This is a genomic window from Pseudomonas sp. FW215-R2 (assembly GCF_058789255.1).
In genome coordinates, this window is record NZ_JBYTBO010000015.1 from 144,850 (window position 1) to 157,411 (window position 12,562).

Annotated in this window: 10 protein-coding genes; 3 read left to right on the forward strand and 7 right to left on the reverse strand. The window is 61.7% G+C overall.

What is annotated here, in order from left to right:
- The 5 genes from glcE to AC3WRD_RS20685 all read right to left on the reverse strand — a co-directional run bounded on the left by glcE (window position 1) and on the right by AC3WRD_RS20685 (window position 6,075).
- Window positions 1-1,065 carry a glycolate oxidase subunit GlcE gene (glcE, locus tag AC3WRD_RS20665; protein WP_102622124.1) on the reverse strand — a complete coding sequence of 355 codons (1,065 nt, stop codon included), beginning with the start codon at window positions 1,063-1,065 and terminating at the stop codon, window positions 1-3.
- A complete protein-coding gene (gene glcD / locus AC3WRD_RS20670) occupies window positions 1,065-2,564 on the reverse strand; it encodes a glycolate oxidase subunit GlcD (RefSeq protein ID WP_102622123.1) in 1,500 nt (499 codons plus the stop codon). The genes glcE and glcD overlap by 1 nt, the downstream gene beginning before the upstream one ends.
- 53 nt (window positions 2,565-2,617) lie before the next feature.
- The gene (gene yghU, locus AC3WRD_RS20675; RefSeq protein ID WP_102622122.1) at window positions 2,618-3,457 is read right to left on the reverse strand and encodes a glutathione-dependent disulfide-bond oxidoreductase; all 840 of its coding nucleotides are present in this window, start codon (window positions 3,455-3,457) and stop codon (window positions 2,618-2,620) included.
- A 130-nt stretch (window positions 3,458-3,587) separates the two neighbouring features.
- Window positions 3,588-5,087, reverse strand: a complete 1,500-nt coding sequence (gene proP / locus AC3WRD_RS20680) for a glycine betaine/L-proline transporter ProP (protein WP_102622121.1) — start codon at window positions 5,085-5,087, stop codon at window positions 3,588-3,590.
- Window positions 5,088-5,229: 142 nt separating this feature from the next.
- A complete protein-coding gene (locus tag AC3WRD_RS20685) occupies window positions 5,230-6,075 on the reverse strand; it encodes a helix-turn-helix transcriptional regulator (protein ID WP_102622120.1) in 846 nt (281 codons plus the stop codon).
- Between the two features lie 94 nt (window positions 6,076-6,169).
- Here AC3WRD_RS20685 and AC3WRD_RS20690 point away from each other — a divergent pair, with 94 nt between their 5' ends.
- The 3 genes from AC3WRD_RS20690 to AC3WRD_RS20700 all read left to right on the forward strand — a co-directional run bounded on the left by AC3WRD_RS20690 (window position 6,170) and on the right by AC3WRD_RS20700 (window position 10,508).
- Window positions 6,170-7,126, forward strand: a complete 957-nt coding sequence (locus AC3WRD_RS20690; RefSeq protein ID WP_102622119.1) for a threonine dehydratase — start codon at window positions 6,170-6,172, stop codon at window positions 7,124-7,126.
- A gap of 103 nt (window positions 7,127-7,229) precedes the next feature.
- The gene (locus tag AC3WRD_RS20695; protein WP_102622118.1) at window positions 7,230-8,774 is read left to right on the forward strand and encodes a methyltransferase regulatory domain-containing protein; all 1,545 of its coding nucleotides are present in this window, start codon (window positions 7,230-7,232) and stop codon (window positions 8,772-8,774) included.
- 198 nt (window positions 8,775-8,972) lie between these two features.
- The gene (locus AC3WRD_RS20700; protein ID WP_102622117.1) at window positions 8,973-10,508 is read left to right on the forward strand and encodes a sensor domain-containing diguanylate cyclase; all 1,536 of its coding nucleotides are present in this window, start codon (window positions 8,973-8,975) and stop codon (window positions 10,506-10,508) included.
- Between the two features lie 48 nt (window positions 10,509-10,556).
- On the opposite strand, the gene AC3WRD_RS20705 is transcribed toward AC3WRD_RS20700, so the two are convergent.
- Together AC3WRD_RS20705 and AC3WRD_RS20710 are read right to left on the reverse strand one after the other, a co-directional pair.
- Complete coding sequence (locus tag AC3WRD_RS20705) at window positions 10,557-11,678, reverse strand: alkene reductase (protein WP_102622116.1); 1,122 nt, start codon at window positions 11,676-11,678, stop codon at window positions 10,557-10,559.
- Window positions 11,679-11,785: 107 nt separating this feature from the next.
- Window positions 11,786-12,463 (reverse strand): type 1 glutamine amidotransferase domain-containing protein, encoded by a 678-nt coding sequence (locus AC3WRD_RS20710; protein ID WP_102622115.1) that lies wholly within the window; start codon window positions 12,461-12,463, stop codon window positions 11,786-11,788.
- Window positions 12,464-12,562 lie beyond the last annotated feature (99 nt).

The following is a 12,562-nucleotide window of genomic DNA, read 5'->3' on the forward strand; positions in this document are numbered from 1 at the left end:
TCAAAGCTCCGCGTACAGGCGACCGGGGGTGAAGATGCCCTGAGGGTCAAGTTGCTGCTTGAGGCGGCGGTGATAGTGCAGAAGGGCGGGCGGCAACGGATGGAAAGGTGCATCGATCAAACCATGGCTGTAGCAGGTCGCATGCCCGCCAACAGCCGAAACCACCTTGCGAATCAGTGCCGCCTCGGCTCCTGATTTGAGCCAACGCTGGGCGCCGCCCCAGTCGAGCATTTGTACACCGGCCAAGGCCAGCGGCGGGGTGTTGTTTGGCACCGACAGGCGCCACAGGGGCTGGTCCTCATCAAAAAAATCCAGGCGCTGTTCATTCAGATCTGACCAATAAGCGCTATCGAGCATTTCACCACCGAGACGATCACGGGCTGCGGCCACGGAGCCTTCGCCACCCTCCAGACGCAAGTGCAGATGCTGCCCATCGTGGCAGGCGGCGCTGATCGGCAACGGCTGTTGGCCCCATTCAGCCAGGCGCTGCAAGGCCCGCTCGCTGTCCATTTCCAGGCTGATGCTCAGGCACTCACGCGGTTTGGGCAGGACCTTGAGCGAGACTTCGGTGATCACCCCCAGCGAGCCGTAACTGCCGGCCATCAGCCGCGACAGGTCATAACCGGCGACGTTTTTCATGACTTCACCGCCAAAGCGCAGATGCTTGCCGTGGCCGGTGATGATCCGCGTGCCGAGTACGAAATCCCGCACCGACCCCGACCACGGGCGCCGCGGGCCTGACAGTCCGCTGGCGATCATCCCGCCCACCGTCGCGTCGTCGGCGAAGGCCGGTGGTTCGCACGGCAACATTTGTTGTGAAGCGTTCAGCACCGCCAGCAGTTCGGCCAGTGGAGTGCCGCAACGCGCGGTGATCACCAGTTCGGTCGGGTCGTAGCTGACAATCCCGCGATGGGTGCGGGTGTCGAGGATTTCTCCGGCAACGATACGCCCCAGAAACGCCTTGCTGTTGGCGCCCTGAATCCGCAGTGGCGTGGCGTCCTGCAATGCCTGATTGACCTGATCGAGCAGCGCGATGCTGTCGTCGACATCCTTTTCTCGGACCATCAGAAACGCTCCAGCTCGGGGAAGGGCAGGTGCCCGGCGTGAATATGCATGGCGCCGAATTCGGCGCAGCGGTGCAGGGTCGGGATGTTCTTGCCCGGATTGAGCAGACCGCCGGGGTCGAACGCGGCTTTGACGGCGTGGAACAGGGTCAACTCGTCGTTGTTGAACTGCGCGCACATCTGGTTGATTTTTTCCCGCCCCACGCCGTGCTCGCCGGTGATGCTGCCGCCGACCTTCACGCACAACTCAAGGATTTTGCCTCCCAGGGTTTCGGCGCGCTCGAGCTCGCCGGGTTGATTGGCGTCGAACAGAATCAACGGGTGCATGTTGCCGTCGCCGGCATGGAACACGTTGGCCACCCGCAAGCCGTATTCGGCGGACAACTGCGCAATGGCTTGCAGCACGCCGGGCAGTTCGCGGCGCGGGATGGTGCCGTCCATGCAGTAATAGTCCGGCGACAAGCGCCCCACGGCCGGGAAGGCATTCTTGCGTCCGGCCCAGAAGCGCACGCGCTCGGCCTCGTCCCTGGCCTGACGCACTTCGGTCGCGCCGGCGTTCTCCAGCACCTGGCGGACGCGGATGCAGTCATCGTGGACGTCGGCTTCGACGCCATCGAGTTCACAGAGCAAAATGGCTTCGGCGTCCACCGGGTAGCCGGCGTGGATGAAGTCCTCGGCGGCGCGGATGGCCAGGTTGTCCATCATTTCCAGGCCTCCGGGAATGATCCCGGCGGCGATGATGTCAGCCACGGCGCGGCCGGCGTTTTCCACGGAATCGAATGCGGCCAGCAAGACTTTGGCCGTCTGAGGTTTGGGCAGCAGTTTGACCGTGACTTCGGTGATGACGCCCAGCAGGCCTTCGGAACCGGTGAACAGCGCCAGCAAGTCGAAACCGGGAGAATCGAGCGCGTCGGAGCCCAGCGTGAGGTGTTCGCCCTCGACGGTCAGGATCTCGACCTTGAGCAGGTTGTGCACGGTCAGGCCGTACTTGAGGCAATGCACCCCGCCAGCATTTTCCGCCACATTGCCGCCGATGGAGCAGGCGATCTGCGAGGACGGATCCGGTGCGTAATACAGACCGAACGGAGCAGCCGCCTGGGAAATCGCCAGATTGCGCACCCCGGGCTGAACCCGTGCCGTGCGGGCGGCCGGGTCGATGTGCAGGATGTTGTTGAAGCGTGCCATCACCAGCAGCACGCCTTTCTCCAGAGGCAACGCCCCGCCGGACAACCCGGTGCCTGCACCCCGGGCCACCACCGGCACGTTTCTCTCATGACAGATTCGCAAAACACCCTGCACCTCATCGAGATGCCGGGGCAGGACCACCAGCAGCGGAGTGGTGCGGTAGGCGGACAATCCGTCACATTCGTACGGTGCGAGATCCTCGCGCTGATGCAGGACTTCCAGCGTCGGCCACTGGCTGTGCAGTGCCTGCAACAGCGCCGCTTTGTCGACGTCCGGCAGGGCGCCGTCGACCTGCTCGTCGTAGAGAATGTTCATGAACGATGGGTGCCCCTTGGTTTTTGTTATCGGGTGCGGGTTGCGTGGGTTGCTCAGCCCAGATCAGCAGCCTCATGTCGTTCCGGTACCTGGCTCGCTTCATCGCCCCAGGTACGGTTGACGCGCTGCCCACGAATAACCGCAGGCCGGTTGGCGATCTCCTCGGCCCAGCGCTGGACATGAGTGTATTCATGAGCCGACAGGAACTCGGCCGCCCCGTACACATTGTTGCGCACCAGTTGCCCGTACCACGGCCAGACCGCGATGTCGGCGATGGTGTAGTTGTCACCGGCAAGATAAGGGTTTTCAGCCAGGCGCCGGTCGAGCACATCCAGCTGACGCTTGGTTTCCATGGTGAAGCGGTTGATCGGGTATTCGAGCTTGTCCGGCGCGTAGGCGTAAAAATGCCCGAAACCACCACCCAGGTAGGGCGCCGAGCCCATTTGCCAGAACAGCCAGTTCAGGGTTTCAGTGCGACCGGCGATGTCGGTGGGCAGGAAGGTGCCGAATTTTTCGGCGAGGTAAAGCAGGATCGAGCCGGACTCGAAAACCCGGATGGCCGGCTCCACACCGCGATCCAGCAGCGCCGGGATCTTGGAGTTCGGGTTGATCTCGACAAAGCCGCTGGAAAATTGATCGCCTTCGCCGATGCGGATCAACCAGGCGTCGTATTCGGCCCCGGTGTGCCCCAGCGCCAGCAACTCTTCGAGCAGGATGGTGACCTTGACGCCGTTGGGCGTGGCCAGCGAATACAGCTGCAACGGGTGCTTGCCGACGGGCAATGCCTTGTCGTGGGTCGGCCCGGCAATCGGGCGATTGATGTTGGCGAACTGGCCGCCGGAGGGAGCGCTGTGTTTCCAGACCTTGGGTGGTACGTAAGGCGCCTTGCTCATGAAACGGACCTCATCGTCAGGTTGCTGAAGGGGCGTGAGCCGGCAGAAATAACCACCGGCTCCTGACGAACAGAACACCACAGAAGGGCGTTTGAATTCCACCCTGTTGCCCGATCAACGCCTTATATCGTTATTCGATTCGCGGATGCTGCTGCGCCAGATGCTCGCGTTTGGCTTGCAGTTCGGCGATCTCGGCGTCGATGTCTTCGATCTTCTGTTCGATGTTGTCGTGGTGCTCCTGCAGCAGCTCCCGCGCTTCCTCTATGTCGGAAGCCGCCGGTGCCGCGCCTCGCAGGGGTTTGTTCGCGGTTTCTTTCATCGTCAGCCCGGTCATCAGTCCGATCACGGCAGTCACCATCAGATAGTAGGCGGGCATGTACAGGTTCTGGGTACCTTCCACCAGCCAGGCCACGACGGTCGGGGTCAGGCCGGCGATCAGTACCGAGACGTTGAACGCCCCGGCCAGCGCGCTGTAACGGATGTGGGTCGGGAACATCGCTGGCAGCGTCGAGGCCATGACGCCAATGAAGAAATTGAGCAGCACGGCCAATATCAGCAAGCCCGAAAAGATCAGGCCGATCTTGCCGCTGTTGATCAGCATGAACGCTGGAATCGCGAGGATGAACAGGCCGATGCTGCCGCAGATGATGAAGGGGCGACGGCCGATCTTGTCGCTGATGAAGCCGATCGCAGGCTGAACGAACAGCATGCCGACCATGATCGCGATGATGATCAGCACCCCGCGATTTTCGCTGTAGTGCAGGTTGTGCGACAGGTAACTCGGCATGTAGGTGAGCAGCATGTAGTAGGTGACATTGGTCGCCGTCACCACGCCGATGCAAGTCATCAGGCTGCGCCAGTGCTTGGTCGCGACCTCCTTGAACGACACTTTCGGGCCGCTGGCCAGACCTTCGCGGTCGCCTTGTTCAAGCTTCTCGACGTGTTGCTGGAACGCCGGGGTTTCTTCGAGCGCGTGGCGCAGGTAGAGCCCGATCATGCCCAGCGGGAGGGCGAGGAAGAACGGCAGTCGCCAGCCCCACTCCTGGAATTTTTCTTCGCCGATGATCGTGGAAATCAACACCACCACACCCGCGCCGAGGACAAAACCGGCGATGGAGCCGAAGTCCAGCCAGCTGCCGAGGAACCCGCGTTTGCGATCCGGTGCATATTCGGCAACGAAGATCGAGGCGCCGGTGTATTCGCCGCCGACCGAAAACCCTTGAGCCATTTTCGCCAGCAGCAGAAGGATCGGCGCCCAGATACCGATCGAGGCATAGGAGGGGATCAACCCGATGGCAAAGGTGCTGAGCGACATGATCACGATGGTCGCCGCCAGGACTTTCTGTCGTCCGTACTTGTCACCCAGTGCGCCGAAGAACAGACCGCCCAGCGGCCGGATCAGGAACGGCACCGAGAAGGTCGCCAGTGCGGCGATCATCTGCACACCGGGATCGGCACCGGGGAAAAACACCTTGCCGAGCACGTAGGCAACGAAGCCATAGACGCCGAAGTCGAACCACTCCATTGCATTGCCCAGCGCGGCGGCCGTAATGGCTTTGCGCATCTTGGCGTCGTCGACAATGGTGATGTCTTTCAGTCGGATCGGGCTGACGCTTTCCTTTGATTCCATGGGATTCACTCTGCATCTGATCTGTCTTTATGCAAACCGGTAAGCCCGGAGAGGCTTGGGCCAGAGCGGTTTGCCTTGATCGATGCCATCTCCTTGATGGCACGGCTTCTTTCAGATCAGATACAAGTGGACACGAAAAAATTCACCACTGATTTCGTTTTTTGCCGATGAAAGAATTGTGACGCGATCCTGTGCGCAATTGCGCCGGACTCACGCCAAGTCGCTGTTTGAACGCGCTGGTCATGTGTGCCTGAGAGTTGAAGCCGCAGGCGAGGGCGATCTCCGACAGGCTGGCCGTGGAGTCGCGCATCAATGCGCGAGCCCGGGCCAGGCGGCGGTCGATCAGGTAGCTGTGGGGGCTTTTGCCGGTGGCCTGCTTGAAGGCACGAATGAAATAGCCTTCGGACAATTCCAGCAGTTGCGCCATGGTGTGAAGGCCGAGCGGGCCGTCGAGGCCGGCGTCGATGAACTCGTCGAGCAGGCGCATTCGGCGGCCGGTCATCGAGCCTTGGGTCGACGGCGTGTCTTTGCCTTCGGCGCGCTCGGCCAAGGCGAGCGCCCAGGTTTCCCAGTCATCGTCCACTGAGGCATTCAACAACGCACGGCGCATTCGCGAGGCGAGGTCAATGGCCTGCGGATCGATGCGATTGTTGAACGCCTGCTCACCTGCCAGCGCGATGCCGTCGGTGCGGACCACCCGCAGGTATTCGCCGCCCATGGGTGACTCGGACATCACATCACAGCCGACGGGTACGAACGCCAGACCATTGGGCATGGCATCGAAGGGGCGCACCCGGTCGCTGCCGATGGCATGGACGCCGCGCTGGCTGTCGAAGGCAAAACCGATAGCCGACTGCGCCGCCACATAGCGCGTCGCGTAGGCGGCGCCGGGCAGCAATTCGATCGCCCACGGGCCGGCCTCGATACGACGCACCGGTTCGGGGACGACGGCTGGCTGCTGGCGGTTTCGATGGCTCATGAGCGCCATAGTAGTGAAGTGCGGACGCAAAAGTCAGGTCAGTTTTTTGAAAGCCGACGTGATGTGCCTGTGCCTAGACTGAGTGACGCCCAAGGAGACTCACATGCACACATTCACTCGCGAAGACATCGAACAGGCTGCCCGCCAGGTTTACCAGGTGATGCCGGCCACCGCTCAGTATCGCTGGCCGTTGCTGGCCGAGCGGCTGGGTTGCACGGTGTGGGTCAAACATGAAAACCACACGCCGACCGGCGCGTTCAAGGTGCGCGGCGGCATCACCTTCATGCACTGGCTGCGGCGTGAACATCCCAATGTCAAAGGCATTGTCTCTGCGACGCGCGGCAATCACGGCCAAAGCCTGGCGCTGGCGGCGCAAGCGGTAGGGCTGAAGGCATTGATCGTGGTGCCGCAGGGCAATTCGCTGGAGAAGAACAATGCCATGCGCGGCTTTGGCGGCGAAGTGGTCGAGTACGGGCGTGATTTCGATGAGGCCCGTGAGGAAGCGGCGCGTCTGGCGCTGGAGCATGGACTCTATCTGGTGCCGCCGTTCCACACCGAACTGGTCAAGGGCGTGGCGACTTATGCGCTGGAGTTGTTCAGCGCGGCGCCGGATCTGCACACCGTCTACGTGCCGATCGGTTGCGGCTCAGGTATCTGCGGCGTGATCGCCGCGCGTGATGCGCTGGGTCTGGATACCCAGGTGGTGGGCGTGGTGTCCACGGAAGCGGCCGCCGCCAAGTTGTCCTTCGAGGCGAAAACGATCTGCGAGACCGCCTCCGCCAATACCTTTGCCGACGGCCTGGCCGTACGCAAACCGATTGCTGAAGCGTTCGATATCTACGGCGCCGGCGCAACAAGGATCGTCGCAGTCAGCGAGGACGAAATCGCCGAGGCGATGCGCGTGTATTACACCGACACCCACAACCTCGCCGAAGGTGCCGGCGCCGCTGCTTTGGCTGCGCTCATTCAGGAACGGGAAAGGATGCAGGGCAAAAAGGTCGGGGTGATCCTGTCGGGCGGGAACATCGACCGGTCGGTGTATGCGCGGGTGATTGGTTGACCAATGGCGGCTGGCTGCGTGGCACGGTTTTTCCGCTTGTGATTGGTCCTGACTACCCCTTATAAGATCGGCTTTCACTTTCGATATGAAAAGGGTGTCACGCATGAGCAATGCCTGGAACGAAGGTTATTTCACGGACGAGGGCTACACCTACGGGTATAGCCGGGAGATCAATCCGGTTTTCCAGCGTTATTGTTTGTTGCTGCGCGGTTTTGCCACGCTGGAGAGTACCGACGGTTATCACTGCGAATTGGGTTTTGGCCAGGGTGTCTCGATCAATATCCATGCGGCAGGCAATCCGGGCGGCTACGTCGGTACGGATTTCCATCCCGGGCAGGCGGCCCATGCCATTGCGCTGGCAACCGACTGGGGCAGTGATGCCCGGCTGTATGACGACAGCTTCGAGCAACTGCTGGCTCGCCAAGACCTGCCGCAGTTCGACAGCATCAGCCTGCACGGCATCTGGACCTGGGTCAGTCGTGACAATCACAAGTTGATCGTCGAGTTTGTCCGTCGTCATCTCAAACCGGGCGGTCATGTCTACATCAGCTACAACTGCTTCCCGGGCTGGTCGCCGCTGGCGCCATTGCGTCAGTTGTTCAGTCTGCATGACCGTTTTGCCACGCAAACTTCTGCTCGCCCGGATCAGCGGATCGACGCCGCGCTGCAATTCTCCGAAGCCCTGCTGGCTGCCAACCCCAACTATGCCAACTCGGCGCCGAATCTGGACGCCAAGCTCCAGAGCATCAAAGGCCAGAATCGCCAGTACGTCGCCCATGAATATTTCAACCGCGACTGGAATTGCATGTACTTCACCGACGTGGTCGATGCGCTGGCACCTGCCAAACTCGATTACGCCACAACCGCCGTGCCGCTGGACTCGGTGGACCCGCTCAACCTGAGCGCCGAAGGCATGGACTTTCTGGAAGGCATCGAGCATCCGATCATGCGCGAGCAAGCGCGCGATTACTTCGTCAATCAGAACTTCCGCCGGGACCTTTACATCCGCGGCGCGAACAAGCTGTCCACCAGCGAGCACCGCGAACGCATGCTCAGTACCCGCTTTGCCCTGTTGCAACTGGCCGACAGCGTAGCGGGCAGCGTCACGGGGCCCGCAGGCTCAGCCACGTTGCAGGCGGAAATTTACGGCCCGGTGCTGGATGCGCTGGCGGACGACGCGTATGTACCGAAAACCTTGCGCCACTTGCTGGAAGCCTCGCCTTCATTGAGTTATGGCGATCTGGTGCAGGCGATCAACGTGTTGATCGGTATGGGCGCCGTGGCGCCATGCCAGAGTGAAACGGCCGAGAAACTGGTGCAGACAACCTGCAACACCCTCAATCTGCAACTGTGCAGACGCTCGCTGTTCGATCACAAGATCCAGGTCCTGGCCAGCCCGGTGACCGGTGGTGGCGTGACGGTCAGTCGCTTCCAGCAACTGTTCCTGATATCGATCAAACAAGGCAAAAAGCACCCGGCCGAGTGGGCGCTTCTGGCGTGGGGCATCATCGGCGGCCAGGGTGAAGGCCTGCTCAAGGACGGCAAGGCCCTCACGACTGCCGAAGAAAACATTGCCGAACTGACCGAGCAGGCCGAGGCATTTGCCGAGCAATCGCTGGTCATTCTCAAGGCCCTGAAAATCGTCTAGCGGCAAAAAAGTCTTTTGGGGTCCGGTTTTTTCATCGAACCGGCCGATCAGCGAACAGTTCATCGAGGGCCTGACACGCCGTTGCTGCGCCTTCGATGGACTGCTTGTATCCTGCGCGGCCCGGGACATACGGTCGCTGTTGTTGCCCCGGTCCGACAACGGCCGTGACGGAAAACGGACTTTCCAAAAGGTACTGATGTGAAGCGTGATACCCACCTCGTGATGCTGTTGCTGTTGATGATCGGCTGCTCCCTGGCGTCGCTGACCATCTGGAAGGTGCTGGGCTCTCGGGAGCGCGCACTGGACGAGGTGAACGTCCACGGGTTGAACCTGACCCAGGCGCTGGCGACCTATTCCGAAGGCATCGTCCGACAGAGCTCGCTGCTCTTGCTCGGGCTCGTCGAGCGTCTGGAAACCGAGGGCAGCGGCCCCGCGCAGATCGAACGGTTGAATGGGCTGGTCAACCGTCAGCAGCCGCTGATGCCGCAGCTCAGTGGCATCACCGTTTACGATAATCGCGGCCACTGGCTGATGTCCTCCAACCGACCGATTCCGGCCGGGGTCAACAGCAGTGACCGGGACTATTTCATCCATCACCGTGACGATCCTTCCCGCGAGCCCTTCATCGGCCCGCCCATCCGTAGCCGCTCGAATCAGGAGTGGGTGATTACTGTCAGCCGCCGCTTCAATGACGCGCGCGGAGAGTTCGCCGGTGTGGTGGCGGTCACCCTGGGGGTCGAGAACTTTCTGCGACTGTTCGGCAAGCTCGATGTGGGGCAGGAAGGCGCCATCGGTCTGTCCTACACCGACGGTACGCTGCTGGTGCGATATCCCTTTCGCGAACAGGACATGGGGCGCAATTTCTCCAAGTCGCCCATATATGCGAAGTACCTGGTGGACCAATCGGTGGGCACCGCTTCCTTCACGTCCAGCCTCGACGGGGTGGAGCGGCTCTACGCGTTTCGCAAGAGTGAAAAGCTGCCGCTGATCACCACGGTCGCGCTCGGCAAGCGCGAAGCATTGGCGGCGTGGCGACTGGAGGCGCTGCTGTCGATCGTGGTGGTCGCATCGTTGCTGGGGCTCACTGGCGTGATCGGCTGGTTTCTCATTCTCGATATACGTCGGCGGACTCAGGTGGAAGGGGAGTTGCGGCTCACTCAACAGCAGTTGCTCGGATCAAACCGGCAGCTGGAGTTGCTGGCGATGAAGGATGCGCTGACCGGCCTCGCCAATCGCCGCTGTTTCGATGAGACATTGGCCATGGAAGCGCGCCGGGCTCAGCGGGACGGGGTTTCGCTGGCCTTGCTGATGATCGATATCGACTACTTCAAGCTGTTCAACGATTCCCAGGGGCATGTTGCCGGCGACGCCTGCCTGCAACGGGTGGGGAAAGTGCTTGAGGCCTGTGTGCGGCGACCGTCGGATCTGGTGGCGCGCTATGGCGGGGAAGAGATGGCGATCATCATGCCCGACACCGATGGCGAGGGGGCGGCGGTCGTGGCGCAACTGATTCTGGAGCGACTGACGCAAGCGCACATTGCTCATCCGGCGAGCCCGTTCGGTCGGGTGACGGTCAGTATCGGCGTCACCGCGGCGGCCGGTCCCGAACTGGCAGTGGTACAAGCGCTGATCGAGACGGCAGATCAGGCGCTGTACCAGGCGAAGACCACAGGGCGAAACCGGATGGCAAGGAAAGCTCCCGGCGACAGTTCCCGTTCACCACTGCCAGTGTGAGCGGTGCTGAACGGGCGGGCGTTGCGCCTTACCGATAATCGGCAGTCATCACGCGTACTCGGGGTAGTCCACATACCCTTCGGCATGACCACCGTAGACCGTGGTCGGATTCAGTGAATTCAGCGGCCAGTCATTGGCGATGCGCGCAGGCAGGTCCGGGTTGGCCATGAACGGACGGCCGAAGGCCACGAAATCCGCCAGCCCGGAATCCAACAACTGCGCACCGGATTCTGCGGTGTAACGGCCGGCGTAAATGATCGCGCCGCTGAAGGTGTCGCGCACTGCCTGGCGGAACGTGAGTGGCATCGCCGGGGCATCGTCCCAGTCGGCTTCGGCGATGGACAGATAGGCAATGCCCACGTCCTGCAGCACCTTGATCGCTTCGATGTAAGTGGTGTGCGGATCTTCCTCGACCATACCCAGGTAGGTACGCGCCTCGTCGGTGGTGGTGAACAGCGGGGCGAAGCGCACACCGACTTTTTCACGACCGATGCACTCGGCAACACCGGACACCACTTCACGCAAAAAGCGCAGGCGGTTGTGCAGCGAGCCGCCGTACTGGTCGGTGCGCAGATTACTGTGGGCCGAGATGAACTGGTTCACCAGATAGCCGTTGGCGCAGTGCAGTTCGATGCCGTCGAAACCTGCTTCCATCGCATTGCGTGCGGCCTGGATGTACAGCTGAACCAGTTCCTGCACTTCATCGGTGGTCAGTGCGCGAGGGGCGGACGGTGGCACCAGGGCGCCGGCGCCGGGCGCGGTTTCGATGAACACGCTGACCCGGTCAGTGGCCACCGCAGAGGCCGATACCGGCGCGGCACCGTCGGGTTGCAGAGCTGTATGGGACACGCGCCCCACATGCCAGAGCTGGGCGAAGATCACGCCCTCTCTGGCGTGCACTGCTTCAGTGACTTTGCGCCACCCGGCAATCTGCTCGGGTGTGTGAATGCCCGGTGTCCAGGCGTAACCCTGGCCCTGGGGTTCGATCTGGGTGCCCTCGGTCACCAGCAGACCGGCGCCCGCGCGCTGCTGGTAATACTCGGCCATCAACTCATTGGCAACGTTGCCCGGCTGTGTGCTGCGCTGGCGGGTGAGGGGCGGCAGGACAATGCGGTTTTTCAGGGTGTGACGACCCAAAGTGGCGGGTTTGAAGAAACTGCTGTGATTCATGGATGTGCCTTGATCGGGATTTATTAGACCAGTCGACTAGTTGTCGGGCCCAAAAAAGACGCCGTGCAACACGCGCACGGCGTCCGGATTGATGACGGCTGAAAGCGTCAGCCGAGCAGCTTCAACAGTTTCTCGGCGACAGCGGCGGAGCTGGCAGGGTTCTGGCCAGTGACCAGTTTCCCATCGGCCACCACGTGCACTTGCCAGTCAGCCACTTTGGAATACCGCGCGCCGAGGCGCTGGAACTCGTCTTCGACCAGGAACGGCACCACATCCGTCAGACCGACCGCCGCTTCTTCAGAGTTGGTGAAGCCGGTGACGTCACGATCCTTGACCAAGGGTTTGCCCTCGGCGCCGAGCACATGCCGCAGCACACCCGGGGCATGGCAAACGAAACCATGAGGCTTGTTGCTGCGGGCGAAGGCTTCGATCAGGGCGATGGAATGCTTGTCTTCGGCCAGATCCCAAAGCGGGCCGTGGCCACCTGGATAAAACACTGCATCGAAATCTTCGGCGCTGACTTCGGCCAGGCGCCCGGTGTTTGCCAGCGCCTGTTGCGCCGCCGAATCCTTGCGGAAGCGGTCGGTTTCGGCGGTCTGGGCGTCAGGTTCGTCGCTTTTGGGATCAAGCGGTGGCTGGCCGCCGGCAGGGGAAACCAGCGTGATATCGGCGCCGGCGTCCTTGAAGGCGTAGTAGGGCGCGGCGAACTCTTCGAGCCAGAAGCCGGTTTTCTTGCCGGTGTTGCCGAGTTGATCGTGGGAAGTCAGAACCATCAAGATTTTCATAGAGCACCTTGGGTGGGTCGGGTGTCGTGGCTGTGCGAGGAATTCGCACGCAATCAACACCGGGGAGAAGGTTGGTCGGGGCGCAGCATAGTTTCCAAT

Bases quoted from the DNA above. Each gene is read 5' to 3' on its own strand.
- glcE (WP_102622124.1), bottom strand. From the start codon at position 1,065: ATGGTCCGAGAAAAGGATGTCGACGACAGCATCGCGCTGCTCGATCAG.
- glcD (WP_102622123.1), bottom strand. From the start codon at position 2,564: ATGAACATTCTCTACGACGAGCAGGTCGACGGCGCCCTGCCGGACGTC.
- yghU (WP_102622122.1), bottom strand. From the start codon at position 3,457: ATGAGCAAGGCGCCTTACGTACCACCCAAGGTCTGGAAACACAGCGCT.
- proP (WP_102622121.1), bottom strand. From the start codon at position 5,087: ATGGAATCAAAGGAAAGCGTCAGCCCGATCCGACTGAAAGACATCACC.
- AC3WRD_RS20685 (WP_102622120.1), bottom strand. From the start codon at position 6,075: ATGGCGCTCATGAGCCATCGAAACCGCCAGCAGCCAGCCGTCGTCCCC.
- AC3WRD_RS20690 (WP_102622119.1), top strand. From the start codon at position 6,170: ATGCACACATTCACTCGCGAAGACATCGAACAGGCTGCCCGCCAGGTT.
- AC3WRD_RS20695 (WP_102622118.1), top strand. From the start codon at position 7,230: ATGAGCAATGCCTGGAACGAAGGTTATTTCACGGACGAGGGCTACACC.
- AC3WRD_RS20705 (WP_102622116.1), bottom strand. From the start codon at position 11,678: ATGAATCACAGCAGTTTCTTCAAACCCGCCACTTTGGGTCGTCACACC.
- AC3WRD_RS20710 (WP_102622115.1), bottom strand. From the start codon at position 12,463: ATGAAAATCTTGATGGTTCTGACTTCCCACGATCAACTCGGCAACACC.